Here is a 15049-nt window from a genome sequence, read left to right on the forward strand (position 1 = left end):
TGCTGCCTCGCATACGCTGAGGCAGCAGTGAGCTCGGGTCAGAACTCGACCACTGAGCGGGCGCCCTCGCCCCGGCTCATGCGGTCGAAGGCGGCCGGCACGTCGGCCAGGCCGATCCGGTCGGTCACCAGGAAGTCCAGGTTCAGCTCGCCGGCCAGCACAGCTCGCGCCAGGGCCGGGACCTCCAGGTCGGTGTCCGCCTGGCCGTAGACCGACGCCCGCAGGATCCGCGCCGAGCTGAAGATCTCCAGAGCGCTCAGCTGGACCATGTCGTCGGCCGCGCCCATCCCGACCACGGTGACCTGGCCGCCGGAACGGGTGGCTCGCCACGCCGCCCGGATCGTCGACGCACGGCCCACGCACTCGATGGCGTGGTCGACGCCGCGCCGGGACGTGCGGGAGCGGATCTCCTTGGACAGGTTTTCCGAGGACACCACGAAATCAGTGGCGCCGGCCGCCTCGGCGAGGCCCTTTTTCGCCTCGCTGACGTCGACCGCGATCACCTGGCCGGCACCGGCCGCGCGGGCTGCCGCGACTGCCGACAGTCCCACTCCACCCAGCCCGATGACCAGCACCGATTCACCGGGCTTGACCTGCGCGGTGTTGCGGATCGCGCCGGTTCCGGTCAGAACCGCACACCCCAGCAGAGCGGCCAGATCAAAACCCAGCGACGACGGTACGGAGATGACGGCGTTCTCCGGCACGACGACCTGCTCCGCGAACGCGCCCACGCCGAGCGTCACGTGCACCGGAGCGTCGTCGAGAGTCATGCCGTTCTCCAGCGCGGCGACACCGTGCGAAGTGGAGCAGAGCCACGGCTCGCCGTTCTCGCAGAACCAGCAGGTCCGGCAGGCCGGCTGCCAGTTCAGCACCACGTGGTCGCCGACGGACGTCCGGGTGACGTGCTCGCCCACCTCCACGACCTCGCCGGCCGCCTCGTGGCCGAGCACCAGCGGGTGCGGCGGCCGGAGCGTGCCGTTGATCATCGAGAGGTCGGAGTGGCAGACGCCGGCCGCGCGGATCTTCACGCGTACCTGGCCCGGGCCGATCTCGGGGAGCCGCAGCTCGACGAGCTCGGCCGGGGTGCCTTCGGTCCGCACGACCAGGCCGGTCATGTAATGGGTCATCGCTGAATGGCCTTCACCTGCTGGAATTCCGCCAGGCCGTACGCGCCCAGCTCCCGGCCGATGCCGGACTGCTTGTAACCGCCGAACGGCGCGAACGGGTTGAACGAGCCACCGTTCACGTCGACGGCTCCGGTGCGCAGCCGCCGGGCCACGGCAAGAGCCCGCTCGTCGGAGCCCCAGACCGCGCCGGCCAGGCCGTACTTCGAGTTGTTGGCGATCGCCACGGCCTCGTCGTCGGAGTCGAAGGGGATGATCGAGAGGACCGGGCCGAAGATCTCCTCCTGGGCCAGCTCGCTGTCCGGGTCGACGTCGGCGAAGACGGTCGGCGCCACGAAGTGCCCGGTGGCCGGCAGCGGTGCGTCCAGACCACCGGCGACCAGCCTCGCTGTCGCACGTGAGATGAATCCGCGTACCCGATTCTGCTGGGCTGCGGAGACCAGCGGGCCGAGCCGGGTCGCGGGGTCGAAGGGGTCACCCAGTGTGTAACCGGCGGCGGTCTTGGCGGCCAGTTCCACCGCCTCGTCGTAGAGGTCGCGGTGCACCAGCATCCGGGTCCACGCCGTGCACGTCTGGCCGGAGTTGAGGAACGCGTTGCCGACACCGACCTTCACGGCCCTGACCACGTCGGCGTCGGCGAGGATCACGTTGGCGGACTTGCCGCCCAGCTCCAGGGAGACCTTGGCGATCCGGTCGGCGGCCGCGTGCGAGATGGCCCGGCCGGTCGCAGTGGAGCCGGTGAACGAGACCAGGTCGACGTCCGGGTGCCCGGCGATCGACGCGCCGACCGCCTGGCCGGTGCCGGTGACCAGGTTGAGGACGCCGGCCGGCAGGCCCGACTCATGTGCCGCGTCGGCGAGCAGACAGGCCACCAGGGGCGTCAGCTCGCTCGGTTTGAGCACCACGGTGCAGCCTGCGGCCAGGGCCCCGGCGACTTTCGCCACCACCTGATGCAGGGGGTAGTTCCACGGGGTGATCGCGCCGACCACCCCGGCCGGCTCGTGGACGACGAGCGAGTTTCCGATCGTCTCGTCCGGCTCGGGGCGGGCGGCCATTTCGGCGTACCCGGAAAGGACCGTGAGCGGAAGTCCTGCCTGGACCGCCTTCGCGATCTTGAGAGGCGTGCCGAGCTCGCGCCCGACGGTCTCGGCGATCTCGCCGGCGCGCGCCGCGAGGGCCTGGTGCAGGCGCCCCAGCGCCGCGCCGCGCTCACCGGCCGGCGTCGCGGCCCAGCCCTCGAAGGCCTGGCGAGCCGCGGAGACAGCGAGGTTCACGTCCTCAGCGGTGCCCGCGGGCACGTGCCCGAAGACCTCCTCGGTGTACGGGTTCTCCACTTCGATCCGCTCGGCGGACTCCGGCGGCACCCACTGGCCGCCGATGTAGAGCTGATCACGGAATACCGACGTCATCGGCGTACCCCCTGGTCGTAGCGTTCGGTGAGGCCGGCGATCAACAGGTCCAGCCCCAGTTCGAATGCGCCCTCGTCGACCGCGTCACGGTGTGCCGCGAGTTCATGGGCGCGGTGCAGGTGCGGATAGCGCTCGTCGTAGAGCCCCGGGTCCGCGTCGAAGCCCAGCGCGAAGGATCCGAGCGCCGAGCCGGTGATCAGGTAGCGCATCAGCGCGCCGATGTGGGTGGCCCGGGCTCGCGACCATCCGGCATCCAGCAGCGCGCCGTAGACCGCCTCGGCCATCGCCAGACCGGCCGGCCGGCGCCCGGGACCGGTGGCCAGCACCGGAACGATGTTCGGATGCGCGGTGAGCACCGCGTGGTACGACTTCGCCCAAAGCCGCAGCGCCTCGCGCCAGTCACCGCGGTGAAAGACGTCGATGTCGACCTGCGCGACCACCGACTCGGCCACCGCGTCGACGATCTCCGCCTTGGTGGCGAAGTGGTTGTAGAGCGACGGACCCTGCACGCCGAGCTCGGTGGCGAGCCGCCGCATCGAGAGCGCGTCCAGGCCTTCCGCGTCGATCAGCGCGGCCGCCGCCTCGACGATGCGCTCCCGGGTGAGCAGCGCCTGCCGGGGCCGAGCCATCCGAACTCCCTGGGTCACGAAGCGAAATTACGAAATCAGCACTGGACGTGTAAAAACTTACACCGCTAGTTTAGGCAGAACTGCGACCTACATCACTGTGTTTGTTTCAAGGAGGTTCAGCATGACGACGCTGTCGCTGGCGACCGTTCTGGCCGAGGCCGCACGCCGGCATCCCGACAAGGTGGCGATCGTCGACGCCGGCGGTGAGCGCATCACCTACCGCGAACTCTGGGCACAGACCAGGGCGTACGCGGCGGGCCTCCAGGAGCTCGGCATCAAGCGGGGCGACACGATCGCCGTGATGATCCCGAACGTCGGGGACTTCCCGCGGGTCTACTACGCGGCCCTCGCGGTCGGTGCCCGGATCGTGCCGGTCTCGCTGCTCCTCACGCCGGAGGAGGTCGGTTATGTCCTCACCGACAGCCAGGCCGACCTGCTGGTCACGCATTCCGCGTTCCTGCAGGCCGGCGGGGCCGCGGCACACGCCACCGGCACCAAGCTGGTGAACGTCGGCCCGCTTCCGGCCGAGCTTCCGAACCCACCGGCCCGGCTCGAAGAGATATCAGCGAAGGTCGAGCCGCTGGTCACGTACGCGACCACCCAGGCCGAGGACGTCGCGGTGATCCTCTACACCAGCGGCACCACCGGCAAGCCGAAGGGCGCCCTGCTCACCCACCTCAACCTGGTGATGAACGCGGCCGTCAACGTCTTCGACGTGCACCCGCTGACCGGCGACGACGTGGTGCTCGGCTGCCTGCCGCTGTTCCACACGTTCGGCCAGACCGTCGGCATGAACGCGACGTTCCGTCTCGGCGGCACGCTCGTGCTGCTGCCGCGCTTCTCCGGCGAGGCCGCGATCGAGCTGATGATCCGGGAGAACGTGACGATCTTCCACGGCGTGCCGACGATGTACATCGGCCTGCTGGAGGCCGCGCCGAAAGCCGCGGTGCTGCCGAAACTCAAGCTCTGCGTGTCCGGCGGCGCCTCACTGCCGGTCGCGGTGCTGGAGAAGTTCGCCGAAGCGTTCGGCTCACCGATCTGGGAGGGGTACGGGCTCTCCGAGACCTCACCGACCGCCACCACGAACCAGCCGGTGTTCGGCGCGAAGCCGGGCACCGTCGGACACCCGATCTGGGGCGTCGACGTGGAGATCGCCCGGCCGGAGATCCCGGAGCGCATCGAGTTCGTACCGACCGGCGAGCTCGGCGAGATCGTGATCCGCGGCCACAACGTCTTCGCCGGTTACCTGAACCGGCCGGAGGCGACCGCCGAGGCCCTGGTCGACGGCTGGTTCCGTACCGGTGACCTGGGCGCGAAGGACGACGAGGGCTTCATCCGTATCGTCGACCGGACCAAGGACCTGGTCATCCGCGGCGGGTTCAACGTCTACCCGCGCGAGGTGGAGGAGGTCCTGGCCCGGCACCCGGCGATTCAGCAGGTCGCGGTGATCGGGGTGCCGGACGCCACGCTCGGTGAGGAGATCTGCGCCGTGGTCGTCCTGGAGGACAAGGGCCTCAGCGAGCAGGAGCTGATCGAGTGGTCCAAGGAACGGCTCGGCAAGCACAAGTACCCGCGGCAGATCCGGTTCGCCGAGACGCTCCCGCTCGGGCCCAGCATGAAGGTTCTCAAGCGGGAGCTGCGTAAGCAGTACTCAGAGTAGTTTTCCTGCCCCGAGTAGCGCGGGCAACTCCGCGACGATCGGTTTGTCGGCGGGCAGCCAGGTGACGCTGTCCAGCTGGTCCACGGTCAGCCAGCGCATGGAGGTGTGCTCCAGCGCCTGCGGCACGTCGCCGTCCTGCACGGTGACGGCGTAAACCCGCAGTACGGCACGGCCGTGGGCCAGCGGCACGTCTGGTCCGACCCGTTCGCCGACCTTTACGCGTACGCCGAGCTCCTCGACGCACTCACGGGCGAGAGCTTGGTCGTCGGTCTCCCCCGACTCGACCTTTCCACCCGGGAATTCCCATTTGCCCGCCGCCTCGGGCGGTGCGCTGCGCTGGCAGGCGAGCACCCGCCCGTCGGTGATGATCACCGCCGCTACGATCACCCTGGGTGATGGCGAGGTTTTGACGTTCGGTTCCGGCGGCATGGATACAAAGATCGCACAAAAGTTCACCGATCAGGTTGCCCGTTGGTGCCCCGATCGTCACGCAAACACGGATATGTGGGCGTGGACAGTTGTGTCCCAACGGACGAAACTGTGGGGCACCGACCATGACGACACGGCGACAGTTCGGCCACAAGCCGGCAACGACGCCAAGGGGGGTGCGGCAGATGCGGTCCAGACGACGCCGGAGCAACGGCGCCGACTATCTGAGCGACGCGATCACGTTACTGAGCGGGTGGACACGAGACGGAGTGCAGCTCCGGCGGGATCTTCCCTGTGACGACAGTCAGCATGCCGCATTGACCGAACGGATCAAGGTGGCGGCGGACACACTGCACATCCGCCCCAGCATCCGCCGGGTCGACGGTCACACTCAGATCTGCCTCGGCTCCTCCGACGGCGCGGCGATTACCGATGGTGAGGTGACCCTCGCCGCTCGGATCGAGGATTTCTATCGCACCGTGGTGGGCCGGCCCTAGATCAGCGGCGATACGCTGCGCCGCATGAGCGATGTGGTGTACGACAACAAGGGCCAGCTCGAGCAGGTGCAGAGCGGGCTGATCGAGGGCGAGCAGGTCATCGCCGTCTATGACGCGATCGGTGCGGGCACCGGGTTCATCGGTCTCACCGACCGCCGGATCATCGTGCAGGACAAGTCCTTCGTCGGGAAGCGGGTCGCCATCACCAGCATCCCGTACTCCAAGGTGAGCAGCGTGAGCGTGGTGAGCAACAAGAGCTGGGCCGGCCAGTTCTTCTCCTCCGGCATCATCGCGATCACGGTGGGCACCCATGTGTACGAGGTCGAGTTCCGCGGGTCCGACAAGGCGCACGCCGTGCACAACCTGATCCTGAGCCGGGCCGCCTGAGCAGTCCGGAGACGTGCCACTTCGGGCATCCGCAATGGTTACCCGCCGGTAACCATTGCTTCCCGATTTCCCGGCGCTGGATGCTACCGATGACCGCACCCTCTATCCCCGGAGGCGATCACCGGTGCTGACTCACTTCGAGCGACCGCAGACCCAGAGATACCGTGCCGAGCTGGTCCTTCCCAGCCCGCCGCACCGCTTCGGCAACGCTCTGCTCGCGACGGCATTCCTGCTCTGCGCGGTGCTGGTGGGCGTGGTCACGATCGTTCTGAACTAGGGCCTGTTTTACAAGGAGGGCAGGACCCGGGTCGGCAGCGCGGTCTCGACCACCGAACCGTCGGCCGCGCGCTTCAGCTCGTACCCGAGCGGCCCCTCCCGGTCGGCGACCACCTCAGCGAGCGCGGTGCCCCGATAGACCAGGCCGGCGCCGTCGTCGGTCGCGTACCCGTCACCGAGTGTCCCGTCGCTGATCAGCTCGTGCATCTTCGGCCGGCGCTGCTCCTCGGCGTCGTAGTGCACGCCGTTGCTGTACGGCAGCCAGCCCAGCCCTTCGGTGAATCCGCGCAGCTTCAGCCCGTAACTGTCGGTGCTGCCGCCGGCGTGCCAGCAGATCGAGCCGGCCGACACCCCGCTCATCACCACGCCGGCCTGCCACGCCTCGTGCAGGATCTCGTCCAGGCCGTGCACCCGCCACACCGCGCAGAGGTTCGCCACGCTGCCGCCGTCCACCCAGATGATGTCCTGGGCCAGGATGTGCGCGCGGATGTCCTCGACGTTCGGCATCGGGAACAGCTGCAGGTGCGACATGGTGAACTCGCTGCCGGCGAAGGCCGCGTAGAACGCGCCGATCCGCGACTCCGGATCACCGGTCGCCTGGGTCAGCACGCAGATCTTCGGCGCTTTCCGCGCGTTCGCCAACTCCGCGGCGAAGTAGTGGATCGCGCCGGGTCGCAGGCTCATCGGACCGTAGCTGCCACGCCGGAAAAACGCACTTGTGGCCAGGATGGTGGGAACGTCGGCTGTCACCGCAACATCATGGCGCACGCGTCGACGGTCTCCAGCACGAGATCCGCCGCAAGGTCGATCGCCAGGCTCAGATGCAGCGGATCACCGCTCACCGCCGTGAACACCGCGTCCACCCGGGTCGCGAACCGCGCCGGTGCTCCGGGCAGCGCATCTGCTGCCGCCACTGCGCCCTTCTCGTTGATCAGCCACTGGCCGGCGGCGCCGTGCAGTGCGTGCGTACACACCCCGACCAGCCGGAACAGGCACCCCGAGACGTAGGCGCTGTCACCGCGCGACACCGCCTTGCGGGCCAGCCCGATCAGAAAATCGGCCTCCCACAGCCCTTCGACCAGCGCCTGCGCAAGCGGCCGCGGATAAACCCGGACGCGGCCCTGGAGCGCGGCCAGCTCACCGGTCGGGTCACTCAGGATGCGCCCCAGCGCCAATTCACCGGGGTACGCGTGATCGGCGGCGCCGAGGGGATGGCCGGCCTGCGTATGGAAGGCGTAACGGCCCTGCTCGGCCTCCGCCCAGCAGCCGTGCACCCGGTCGAGATCCCGGTAGATCCAGTCGACCGTGCTGCCGCCGATGTCGAGCCAGCCGCCGCCGTCGACCCACGGGCCCCACCCGCCCGGCTCGGTCACCGTGGCGCCCGGGCCGCCGGCGGCGGTCGCGACCATCCGCAGACCGGCCGTGTCCAGCGGCGCCCGGTAGTAGATGCCGAGGTCGGTGTCCGAGTCCGGGGTGTGCGTGCCCCGGGCCCGGCTGCCGCCGAGCACCACCCCGATCACACCGGGCACGGCGACCAGCCGGGCAGCGAGCTCGGTCAGGTCAGCGTCGGTCAGAGCCATGCCAATACGGTGATCGGCTCGGCCCTCCCGGCGCAATCGTCAATGGTCATCGACACATTCCGGCGGTGTCGAGGCGTACCCGATCCAGGGTTTCCGCGTCGAGCAGGCCGAGTTCCTCCTGAGTCAGGATCACCGGCGTGCCGAGCAGGCCGCCGCGCCGCTCGCCGGCCTCGTCCTCGGGCTTCGCGGCCAGGTCGGCCGGCTGCTTGATGCCCTCACCGGAACCGTCCGCCGGGCAGATCGCGGACCGGCCCAGCGGCACGCAGACCCGCAGTGGACCTTCGCAGTCGCGGTCCCACTTGCGCCGGGCGCCGAAGACCACGACCCGCGGCTCCGGATCGCGGGTGATCTCGCTGCCGGTGAGAATCCGGGCAGTCGGCCGGCCGTCGGTCAGCGTCACCAGGTAGCTCAGCGTCTCCTCGCCGAACTCGCCCGGCGACTCGATCATGCGGGTGCCCCGGGGCAGCGACGGATCCCGGATCACCCGCGTGTCGTACGGGATCGCCCGCGTCTCGACATCGGTCCGGGTGGTCACGATCGGTTGCGCGGCCGCGGGCGGTGCGGCCGCCTGGCGAGGCGACTCCCTCTCCGAGGAAGCCTTCCCAGGGGTACGCGTGAGGCGCGGCCCGGTCCGATCCGCGTGCTCGTCCTTCGTCCGGGCCTCGCTGAGCTTCTCGGCATCAGCCTCGGCCGCTGTCGTGGCCGCGCGCGACGGTGCCGGCAGGTGCCGCCTCGGCAGCGGCTCGGCAGCGGCCGCGGCCCGGCTCACCACCTCGGGGCTCTCCTCGAGCTCCGGCGCGCCGAGGTCCGGGCCGCCCTCGTCGGACGGCTGCCCCGCGTCACCCATCTCACCGGCCGCGACCGAACCTCGCGAGTCGTCGCCGCCGGTCAGGGTCGCCACCCCGGCCACACCGCCTCCGACGAGCACGAGCAGCGCGGTCGTGCCCGCGGTCATCCGGACACCGAACGGCAGACGAGCCCACCAAGACTTTCGTGGCATTTCGAGCATTTGCTGGAGAGAGTCACTAGTTGTCTGGTTTTGCACCGATGCATTGTTACGTGGAACCGCCCGCAGACAAATCACCACAATGTCACCCGAAATGCTTACCGCCATGCCCCGCGACCACTCTCACGCGTTTGCCCTGCGAGGCGGAAAGTCGACAGGGACCCGGTAAGCGCCCCAGCCGTACGATCGGAACCATGTCCGCCATCACGTCGTCCGCGGCCTCGCGCATGTCACAGGTTCCGCTGACCCCGCAGGAGGAAGCGGTGATGCGCGCGCTCGGCCGGTTCCTGCTCGTGATGCCCCGCGCGCTGGACGCCGACCTGATGCGCGAGCAGCGCATGTCCGCCAGTGAGTACTCGGTGCTGCGCCACCTCTCCGAGACACCCGGGCGAATGATGCGGATGAGCGAGCTGGCCACCGCGTGCGACATGTCGTTGAGCGGCATGACCCGGCTCGCCGCGAAGCTGGAGTCGCTCGGCCACCTGCACCGCACCCGGTGCGTCGAGGACGCCCGCGGCGCGAACGCGGTGCTCACCGAGAAAGGCCTGGCCCGTCTTCAGGAGGCCTGGCCGACCCACCTGGCGAGCGTGCGCCGGCACATCTTCGACCACCTCGACGGCCTCGACCTGGAGCGTCTGGCCGGCGCGTTCTCCGCGATGACCTCCGACACCTGAGCATGCCTTTCCGGCTATTCGGGCCTCGGGTTGCGATGATGGGGCGTGCTCAACGCTGGTGCCACGCTCGTCGCCGAGCCCCGCGACGACTTCCCGACCCGGCTCGCCCGGATCGTGTCCGAAGTGCTCGCCCCGGCCGTTCTGGTCGCGGCCCTGCTGCTGATCGTCGGCTGGCACGCCGGCGACACGCCGGGGGTGTCCCGCTGGTGGGGCCTGCCCGGCGCGCTCTTCGCCGCCGTCATCCCCCTCGGTTACGTGCTGCACGGCGTTCGCAAGGGCCGGCTCACCGACCACCACATCCCGGAACGCGCCGACCGGCGGATCCCGCTGCTCTTCGGCACCGCGTCGCTGGTGGTCGGCCTGGTTTTCTTGATACTGCTCGGCGCCCCGCGCGAGGTGCTCGCCCTGCTCGGCGCCGGCGGCTGCGGCCTGGCCGTCTTCGCCCTGGTCACGCACTGGTGGAAGATGTCCATCCACGCCGGCGTGGCGGCCGGCACGGTGGCCGCGCTGGCCGCTGTCTACGGCCCGATCGCCCTGCTCGGGGTGCCGCTGGTGCTGCTCGGCTGCTGGGCCCGGGTCCGCCTCACCGCGCACACACCCGCGCAGGTCGTGGTCGGCGCCCTGGCCGGGGCCCTGATCGCCGGCACCATCTTCCCGGCGCTGCGCTGAGCGCCTGGTCCTCATAGGGTCCGTTCGTAACAGACCGACAGGTCAGAGCCGGCGTAGGCGCCGAAGAGCGGGATCTCCCGATAACCCTCGCGCTCGTAGAACCGCATCGCGTCGGGCTGCGCCGGCCCGGTCTCCAGCCGGATCGTCGTCCAGCCGCGTTCCACCGCGGCCGCCTCCAGCGCTCGCAGGATCGCCGTCGACACCCCGGATCCACGGGACTCCGGCGTCACGTACATCCGCTTGACCTCGGCACTGGCCTCGTCCAGCCGGCGCAGTGCCCCGCACCCCACCGCCTTGCCGGCTGCGGTCGCCACGAGGAACAGGTCGATGTCGGCGGCTGACGGTGGCGTACCCGGCTCGTGGTCGCCGGTCCCGTAGCGCGCGTCCAGCTCAGCCCGTTGCGCGGTCCGCAGCGCGACACCGTCGGCGTCGTCCCAGGCACGTTCGGCGATCTCCACCATGATGCTCTCCCTCCGTAACAAGCGTTACGGTAACATCCGTTACGACTGGAGAGAGGTGCGACGCGTGTCACGAACAGCAGACCGGCCGGCCCAGGGCGAACGGCTGTCCCAGGCGGTCTGGAGCGTCCTGGCCGAGCAGGGCCTGGAACGGCTCACCGTGCGAGCGGTGGCAACTGCCGCGGGCTGCACGACCGGCCTGGTCATGCACCGGTTCCCGAACCGCCGGGCGCTCCTGCTGCACGCGCGCGAGCTGCTGCACGCGAGCACCCGGGCCCGGGTGGAGGCGCTGGAGGCCGCCGCGCAGGGACCACGAGAGGCACTGCGGGCGGTACTGCACCAGGGCATGGCGATCGACGAGCAGACCCGCCAGGAGGCGATCGTCTGGATGGGCTTCCTCGCGGCCGCCGTCTCCGACGACAACCTGATCGAGGAGCACCGCCGCAACAACCGGGCTTGGCGCTCCCGCGTCGAACGCCTGATCACCGCGGCCGCGCCCGGGTGGCCGCCACACCGGGTGGCAACGACAGCCCTGGCCCTGATCGCCATGACCGAGGGCGTCGCTGCCTACGCCGCCGCCGACCCGGATTCCTTCCCCGCGGCGGATCAGGAGGCGATGCTGGACGCGGCTCTGGCGGCTTACGACCTGAATCCTTCGTAGCCCTCCGCCGCGGCACAGGTCGCCTGAAGGCTGTCGTGGACGGTGAGCCCGGGGCGGATCAGGGCAAGCTGGTGGACCACGTCGAAGCGGCGGGCGTAACCCGGGTGGGCACCGACAGCAAGGGGCTTGTCCGAGGCCGCCCAGCGCCCCAGTTCGAAGAGGACAATCGGCTGAACCGTCTCGTGGGAGAACCAGAAGAGGATCGCGTCAGCGTTCGCCAGATGGTCGAACTCCCATCTGATCTGCCGGGCGCCCTCAGCCGCGTCACCCATCGGGAAATCATCACGCCGGGGGTTGTAGATGACCGGCCAGGCGTCCCGGAGGAGCTCGACCGCCACCTGTTGCCAATCACCGACCCCACTGATGCCGCCGGCCAGAAAAATTCCCGCCCCCGGCACCCCCCGGAGCCTCTCCGGCGCGACGACCACGGTCATAGCCGCTCATTCTGGCAGCTCAACCGCTAAATACGGAATGCTACGGTGGCGGAATGACTGCGGTGCCCGAGTGGATGCGGCCGCCTCGCATCGAGGGATGGTTCGCCGACGACCTCGATCATCTTCCCGAGGCGCCTCGGCACACCGAGCTGATCGACGGAGCACTCGTCTTCATGATGTCCCCCCAGCGGGCTTGGCACGGCCGGGCTGTCTCCGCCCTGTTGCTCGCTCTTTCAGAGCAGGCACCGGCGGGCGTCGAGGTGGAGCGGGAGATGACGATCCGGCTCGACGAACGGAACCGGCCCGAACCCGATCTCCTCGCCACGAAGGCGCCCTACTACGAGCCAGATCGCACCTTCTACCTGCCTGACCAGGTGCTATTGGTCGTCGAAGTCGTCTCGCCGGAATCGGCGCACCGTGATCGGACCGTCAAGCTTCGGAAGTACGCGGAGGCCGGCATCGCGCACTACTGGCGGGTCGAGGACGAGGACGGATCACCGGTGGTCCACGCCTACGAAATCGACGGACCCACTCGGTCTTACGTGCCGACCGGAATCCATCGGCATGAGCTGCGCACCACCAAACCGTTCGCGATCACGATTGATCTGAACAGGCTGGTGCCCGGCCGCAAGGGTTGAGCCATTGAACGGCTGCCCGTGCAGCTTCGCCTCCTTCAGGAGACCGGCGCTGCCGCGGCAGGCCTCACACAACCGGCATCGATCAGCAGCTTTGACGCCGCCCTCGCCTCCTCGTCGCCGACCGGGACCACTCGCAACCCAGAAAGCACCCAGTTGAGGCGTGCCTTGTGTGTGCGGGCGTGGACGGCCTCGATCAGCGTGCCTTGGTGGATCAACTTGCGGCGGGCCATTCGCCCTCCTCAGCGAACACCTCGTCGAAGACCTGCCGCGCCCGCTGACGAGCCTGCTTGGAGACTGGCCCGTTGCGGCTCTCATAGTCGGCCAGGTACTCATCGAGCACCTGGCCACGCAATGCCCGCTCGACCACCTCGGCGATGAAGGCAGAAAACTCCCGTTTACCCACCCTCGCCCGGATGGCCTCAACGGTTCCCTCCGGCAGCGACAGGCTTACCCGCGTCGCCGGCCCTTCCCCGATACGGAACACCGCTTCGCCCATAGCCCTAGTGTGTCAACGAGTAGGAAAGCTGCCACGCACAACCTGGGCGGCAGACGATGAACCGGAATCAGACGTTGAAGCGGAACTCGACCACGTCGCCGTCTTTCATGATGTAGTCCTTGCCCTCCATGCGAACCTTGCCGGCGGACTTGGCGGCTGACATGGAGCCCGCGGCGACCAGGTCGTCGAAGCTGACGATCTCGGCCTTGATGAAGCCTCGCTGGAAGTCGGAGTGGATGACGCCGGCAGCCTCGGGGGCGGTGGCGCCGACCGGGACGGTCCAGGCGCGGGACTCCTTCGGGCCGGCCGTCAGGTAGGTCTGCAGGCCCAGGGTGTCGAAGCCGACGCGGATCAGGCGGTTCAGGCCGGGCTCGGACTGGCCGGTGGACTGGAGAAGCTCGAGGGCCTCCTCGTCGTCCAGCTCGATCAGCTCGGACTCGATCTTCGCGTCCATGAAGACGGCCTCGGCCGGGGCGACCAGGGCGCGCAGCTCGTCGAGGAACGCGGCGTTGCCGAGCTCGGCCTCGTCGACGTTGAAGACGTACAGGAAGGGCTTCGTGGTGAGCAGGTGCAGCTCGTCGAGGAGCTCCAGCTCGATGCCCGCCGCCTTCGCGCCCTGGTAGAGGGTCACGCCGTCGTTGAGCAGCTTGAACGCGGCCTCTGCGGCGGCCACCGTGGAAGCCTTCTCCTTCTTGAGCTTCGCCTCTTTCTGCAGGCGGGGCAGCGCCTTCTCGACCGTCTGCAGGTCGGCCAGGATCAGCTCGGTGTTGATCGTCTCGATGTCGTCGGACGGCGAGACCTTGCCGTCGACGTGCAGCACGTTCGGGTCGGAGAACGCGCGGACCACCTGGCAGATCGCCGACGCGTCGCGGATGTTCGCGAGGAACGCGTTGCCGCGGCCCTGGCCTTTCGACGCGCCGCGGACCAGGCCGGCGATGTCGACGAAGCTGACCGGCGCCGGCAGGATCTTCTCACTGCCGAACAGCTCGGCCAGCTTGTTCAGCCGGTCGTCGGGCAGGCCGACCACGCCGACGTTGGGCTCGATCGTCGCGAACGGGTAGTTCGCGGCGAGCACGTCGTTCTTGGTCAGGGCGTTGAAAAGGGTGCTCTTGCCGACGTTGGGCAGGCCGACGATCCCGATGGTGAGGCTCACGGAACGCCAGTCTACGGGGTTCGGCTATCCGAAGAACCGCCGCAGTTCGGCCGCGACCAACTCAGGCTTACCACTGTTGTCCGCAGCGAGATGACCCACGCCGGTCAAGGTCACCCGCCGCACTCGCGGCAGGACCGGCTCCAGGCCGTTCAACACCCCTTTCAGGTACGCCGATGAGCGCTCGCCGCCGAGCAACAGCGTGTCGGCCTGGACGCCGCCGTACAGGTTCAGCGGACCGGCCGCGTCCTCGACCACCGCCGCGTCCAGCCGCATCGTCGGGATCAGATCGCCGATCTCCCGGCCCCGCCCGTTGCGGATGACGAGACCGATGAACGGGACGACCGCCGCGCGGGGGACGTGTGGCATGTCGCCGGCGCCCTTCGCGGCGGTGACGAACGCGGCGGCTCGACGGCCGCCGGCGAGCTCCTTCTCGTACCGGGGAAGCCAAGCGACCGGGTCGTGATCGCCGTGCTTGAGCGGCGGTTCGTAGAGCGCGAGGCGCGCGATCGGCAGCTCCATGGCCGCGCGCAGCGCGATCACCGCGCCCGAGCTGAGACCGAACACGTCACGCGCGCCGGTCTCGTCGAGGACCGCGCGCAGGTCGTCGATCTCCGCGCGGAGGCCGTGACCGGCGGCGGCGGGACCGCTGTGCGCCCGGCCGCGCCGATCCGGGACGTAGACGGTGTGCGTGGTTGCGAGCAACCGCGCCAGTTTCGTGAAGTTGGCCGAGGTCTGCATGCCGCCGTGCAGAAGCACGACCTTGGGGCCGCCACCGAAGGTGCGCCAGCCGATGTCCGTTCTCACCGCGATTCCGTCCATGTGTCAACCGTAGTTGACATATAGGCCGGCGTCAACTTTGGTTGACACGG

The 15049-nt window shown here is 69.2% G+C and carries 21 protein-coding genes; 8 read left to right on the plus strand and 13 right to left on the minus strand.

The window, feature by feature from the left end; genetic code table 11:
- Positions 1 to 38: 38 nt before the first annotated feature.
- The 3 genes from ACQP2E_RS35005 to ACQP2E_RS35015 are packed head-to-tail and all read right to left on the minus strand — an operon-like array spanning position 39 to position 3162.
- Positions 39 to 1127 carry an alcohol dehydrogenase catalytic domain-containing protein gene (locus ACQP2E_RS35005; protein ID WP_433827242.1) on the minus strand — a complete coding sequence of 363 codons (1089 nt, stop codon included), beginning with the start codon at positions 1125 to 1127 and terminating at the stop codon, positions 39 to 41.
- Complete coding sequence (locus tag ACQP2E_RS35010; protein ID WP_433827243.1) at positions 1124 to 2533, minus strand: aldehyde dehydrogenase family protein; 1410 nt, start codon at positions 2531 to 2533, stop codon at positions 1124 to 1126. The genes ACQP2E_RS35005 and ACQP2E_RS35010 overlap by 4 nt, the downstream gene beginning before the upstream one ends.
- Positions 2530 to 3162, minus strand: coding sequence for a TetR/AcrR family transcriptional regulator (locus ACQP2E_RS35015; protein WP_433827244.1), 633 nt, complete (start codon positions 3160 to 3162; stop codon positions 2530 to 2532). Before ACQP2E_RS35015 ends, ACQP2E_RS35010 begins: the two co-directional genes overlap by 4 nt.
- 121 nt (positions 3163 to 3283) lie before the next feature.
- Between ACQP2E_RS35015 and ACQP2E_RS35020 the strand changes: the two genes are divergently transcribed.
- Positions 3284 to 4822, plus strand: a complete 1539-nt coding sequence (locus ACQP2E_RS35020; RefSeq protein ID WP_433827245.1) for a long-chain-fatty-acid--CoA ligase — start codon at positions 3284 to 3286, stop codon at positions 4820 to 4822.
- On the opposite strand, the gene ACQP2E_RS35025 is transcribed toward ACQP2E_RS35020, so the two are convergent.
- Complete coding sequence (locus tag ACQP2E_RS35025) at positions 4814 to 5251, minus strand: (deoxy)nucleoside triphosphate pyrophosphohydrolase (protein ID WP_433827246.1); 438 nt, start codon at positions 5249 to 5251, stop codon at positions 4814 to 4816. The genes ACQP2E_RS35020 and ACQP2E_RS35025 overlap by 9 nt on opposite strands.
- Positions 5252 to 5436: 185 nt before the next feature.
- Here ACQP2E_RS35025 and ACQP2E_RS35030 point away from each other — a divergent pair, with 185 nt between their 5' ends.
- From ACQP2E_RS35030 to ACQP2E_RS35040, 3 genes are all read left to right on the plus strand, one after another.
- Positions 5437 to 5748: a 4a-hydroxytetrahydrobiopterin dehydratase gene (locus tag ACQP2E_RS35030; protein ID WP_111651861.1), complete on the plus strand. Its 312-nt coding sequence runs from the start codon at positions 5437 to 5439 to the stop codon at positions 5746 to 5748.
- A gap of 24 nt (positions 5749 to 5772) precedes the next feature.
- A complete protein-coding gene (locus ACQP2E_RS35035; protein WP_433827247.1) occupies positions 5773 to 6135 on the plus strand; it encodes a PH domain-containing protein in 363 nt (120 codons plus the stop codon).
- A 124-nt stretch (positions 6136 to 6259) separates the two neighbouring features.
- Positions 6260 to 6412, plus strand: a complete 153-nt coding sequence (locus ACQP2E_RS35040) for a hypothetical protein (protein WP_433827248.1) — start codon at positions 6260 to 6262, stop codon at positions 6410 to 6412.
- A gap of 8 nt (positions 6413 to 6420) precedes the next feature.
- Here ACQP2E_RS35040 and ACQP2E_RS35045 read toward each other — a convergent pair whose 3' ends face one another.
- From ACQP2E_RS35045 to ACQP2E_RS35055, 3 genes are read right to left on the minus strand one after another with little or no spacing between them, the layout of a single operon-like run.
- Positions 6421 to 7161 carry a Type 1 glutamine amidotransferase-like domain-containing protein gene (locus ACQP2E_RS35045; RefSeq protein ID WP_433827249.1) on the minus strand — a complete coding sequence of 247 codons (741 nt, stop codon included), beginning with the start codon at positions 7159 to 7161 and terminating at the stop codon, positions 6421 to 6423.
- On the minus strand, positions 7158 to 7991 hold the full coding sequence (locus tag ACQP2E_RS35050; RefSeq protein ID WP_433827250.1) for a nucleotidyltransferase domain-containing protein: 834 nt from the start codon (positions 7989 to 7991) through the stop codon (positions 7158 to 7160). Before ACQP2E_RS35050 ends, ACQP2E_RS35045 begins: the two co-directional genes overlap by 4 nt.
- A 46-nt stretch (positions 7992 to 8037) precedes the next feature.
- The gene (locus tag ACQP2E_RS35055; protein WP_433827251.1) at positions 8038 to 8991 is read right to left on the minus strand and encodes a G5 domain-containing protein; all 954 of its coding nucleotides are present in this window, start codon (positions 8989 to 8991) and stop codon (positions 8038 to 8040) included.
- A gap of 200 nt (positions 8992 to 9191) precedes the next feature.
- On the opposite strand from ACQP2E_RS35055, the gene ACQP2E_RS35060 reads away from it, so the two are divergent.
- Both ACQP2E_RS35060 and ACQP2E_RS35065 read left to right on the plus strand, forming a co-directional pair.
- Positions 9192 to 9671, plus strand: a complete 480-nt coding sequence (locus ACQP2E_RS35060) for a MarR family winged helix-turn-helix transcriptional regulator (protein ID WP_433827252.1) — start codon at positions 9192 to 9194, stop codon at positions 9669 to 9671.
- Positions 9672 to 9716: 45 nt separating this feature from the next.
- Positions 9717 to 10340, plus strand: coding sequence for a phosphoesterase PA-phosphatase (locus ACQP2E_RS35065; RefSeq protein ID WP_433827253.1), 624 nt, complete (start codon positions 9717 to 9719; stop codon positions 10338 to 10340).
- Between the two features lie 11 nt (positions 10341 to 10351).
- On the opposite strand, the gene ACQP2E_RS35070 is transcribed toward ACQP2E_RS35065, so the two are convergent.
- Positions 10352 to 10801: a GNAT family N-acetyltransferase gene (locus tag ACQP2E_RS35070; RefSeq protein ID WP_433827254.1), complete on the minus strand. Its 450-nt coding sequence runs from the start codon at positions 10799 to 10801 to the stop codon at positions 10352 to 10354.
- Positions 10802 to 10865: 64 nt separating this feature from the next.
- Here ACQP2E_RS35070 and ACQP2E_RS35075 point away from each other — a divergent pair, with 64 nt between their 5' ends.
- Entirely contained in the window at positions 10866 to 11459 is a 594-nt protein-coding gene (locus tag ACQP2E_RS35075; RefSeq protein WP_433827255.1) for a TetR/AcrR family transcriptional regulator, read from the plus strand.
- Here ACQP2E_RS35075 and ACQP2E_RS35080 read toward each other — a convergent pair.
- Positions 11438 to 11893, minus strand: coding sequence for a nucleoside 2-deoxyribosyltransferase domain-containing protein (locus ACQP2E_RS35080; protein WP_433827256.1), 456 nt, complete (start codon positions 11891 to 11893; stop codon positions 11438 to 11440). The genes ACQP2E_RS35075 and ACQP2E_RS35080 overlap by 22 nt on opposite strands.
- Before the next feature lie 53 nt (positions 11894 to 11946).
- Between ACQP2E_RS35080 and ACQP2E_RS35085 the strand changes: the two genes are divergently transcribed.
- A complete protein-coding gene (locus ACQP2E_RS35085) occupies positions 11947 to 12531 on the plus strand; it encodes a Uma2 family endonuclease (RefSeq protein WP_433827257.1) in 585 nt (194 codons plus the stop codon).
- A gap of 35 nt (positions 12532 to 12566) precedes the next feature.
- Here ACQP2E_RS35085 and ACQP2E_RS35090 read toward each other — a convergent pair whose 3' ends face one another.
- The 4 genes from ACQP2E_RS35090 to ACQP2E_RS35105 all read right to left on the minus strand — a co-directional run bounded on the left by ACQP2E_RS35090 (position 12567) and on the right by ACQP2E_RS35105 (position 14999).
- The gene (locus tag ACQP2E_RS35090) at positions 12567 to 12761 is read right to left on the minus strand and encodes a hypothetical protein (protein ID WP_433827258.1); all 195 of its coding nucleotides are present in this window, start codon (positions 12759 to 12761) and stop codon (positions 12567 to 12569) included.
- Positions 12743 to 13027 carry a hypothetical protein gene (locus tag ACQP2E_RS35095; protein ID WP_433827259.1) on the minus strand — a complete coding sequence of 95 codons (285 nt, stop codon included), beginning with the start codon at positions 13025 to 13027 and terminating at the stop codon, positions 12743 to 12745. Before ACQP2E_RS35095 ends, ACQP2E_RS35090 begins: the two co-directional genes overlap by 19 nt.
- Positions 13028 to 13094: 67 nt before the next feature.
- Complete coding sequence (ychF, locus tag ACQP2E_RS35100) at positions 13095 to 14180, minus strand: redox-regulated ATPase YchF (RefSeq protein ID WP_433827260.1); 1086 nt, start codon at positions 14178 to 14180, stop codon at positions 13095 to 13097.
- Positions 14181 to 14204: 24 nt separating this feature from the next.
- Positions 14205 to 14999: an alpha/beta fold hydrolase gene (locus ACQP2E_RS35105; RefSeq protein ID WP_433827261.1), complete on the minus strand. Its 795-nt coding sequence runs from the start codon at positions 14997 to 14999 to the stop codon at positions 14205 to 14207.
- Between the last annotated feature and the right edge of the window lie 50 nt (positions 15000 to 15049).

It is taken from the genome of Actinoplanes sp. CA-015351 (assembly GCF_050955685.1).
Lineage (GTDB): Bacteria > Actinomycetota > Actinomycetes > Mycobacteriales > Micromonosporaceae > Actinoplanes.

What these genes read in the sequence shown, in the direction of transcription:
- ACQP2E_RS35095 (WP_433827259.1), bottom strand. Translation starts at nt 13,027, where the DNA reads ATGGGCGAAGCGGTGTTCCGTATCGGGGAAGGGCCGGCGACGCGGGTA.
- ACQP2E_RS35030 (WP_111651861.1), top strand. Translation starts at nt 5,437, where the DNA reads ATGCGGTCCAGACGACGCCGGAGCAACGGCGCCGACTATCTGAGCGAC.
- ACQP2E_RS35010 (WP_433827243.1), bottom strand. Translation starts at nt 2,533, where the DNA reads ATGACGTCGGTATTCCGTGATCAGCTCTACATCGGCGGCCAGTGGGTG.
- ACQP2E_RS35105 (WP_433827261.1), bottom strand. Translation starts at nt 14,999, where the DNA reads ATGGACGGAATCGCGGTGAGAACGGACATCGGCTGGCGCACCTTCGGT.
- ACQP2E_RS35025 (WP_433827246.1), bottom strand. Translation starts at nt 5,251, where the DNA reads ATGCCGCCGGAACCGAACGTCAAAACCTCGCCATCACCCAGGGTGATC.
- ACQP2E_RS35060 (WP_433827252.1), top strand. Translation starts at nt 9,192, where the DNA reads ATGTCCGCCATCACGTCGTCCGCGGCCTCGCGCATGTCACAGGTTCCG.
- ACQP2E_RS35055 (WP_433827251.1), bottom strand. Translation starts at nt 8,991, where the DNA reads ATGCCACGAAAGTCTTGGTGGGCTCGTCTGCCGTTCGGTGTCCGGATG.
- ACQP2E_RS35085 (WP_433827257.1), top strand. Translation starts at nt 11,947, where the DNA reads ATGACTGCGGTGCCCGAGTGGATGCGGCCGCCTCGCATCGAGGGATGG.
- ACQP2E_RS35005 (WP_433827242.1), bottom strand. Translation starts at nt 1,127, where the DNA reads ATGACCCATTACATGACCGGCCTGGTCGTGCGGACCGAAGGCACCCCG.
- ACQP2E_RS35090 (WP_433827258.1), bottom strand. Translation starts at nt 12,761, where the DNA reads ATGGCCCGCCGCAAGTTGATCCACCAAGGCACGCTGATCGAGGCCGTC.
- ACQP2E_RS35070 (WP_433827254.1), bottom strand. Translation starts at nt 10,801, where the DNA reads ATGGTGGAGATCGCCGAACGTGCCTGGGACGACGCCGACGGTGTCGCG.
- ACQP2E_RS35020 (WP_433827245.1), top strand. Translation starts at nt 3,284, where the DNA reads ATGACGACGCTGTCGCTGGCGACCGTTCTGGCCGAGGCCGCACGCCGG.
- ACQP2E_RS35050 (WP_433827250.1), bottom strand. Translation starts at nt 7,991, where the DNA reads ATGGCTCTGACCGACGCTGACCTGACCGAGCTCGCTGCCCGGCTGGTC.
- ACQP2E_RS35035 (WP_433827247.1), top strand. Translation starts at nt 5,773, where the DNA reads ATGAGCGATGTGGTGTACGACAACAAGGGCCAGCTCGAGCAGGTGCAG.
- ACQP2E_RS35015 (WP_433827244.1), bottom strand. Translation starts at nt 3,162, where the DNA reads ATGGCTCGGCCCCGGCAGGCGCTGCTCACCCGGGAGCGCATCGTCGAG.
- ACQP2E_RS35080 (WP_433827256.1), bottom strand. Translation starts at nt 11,893, where the DNA reads ATGACCGTGGTCGTCGCGCCGGAGAGGCTCCGGGGGGTGCCGGGGGCG.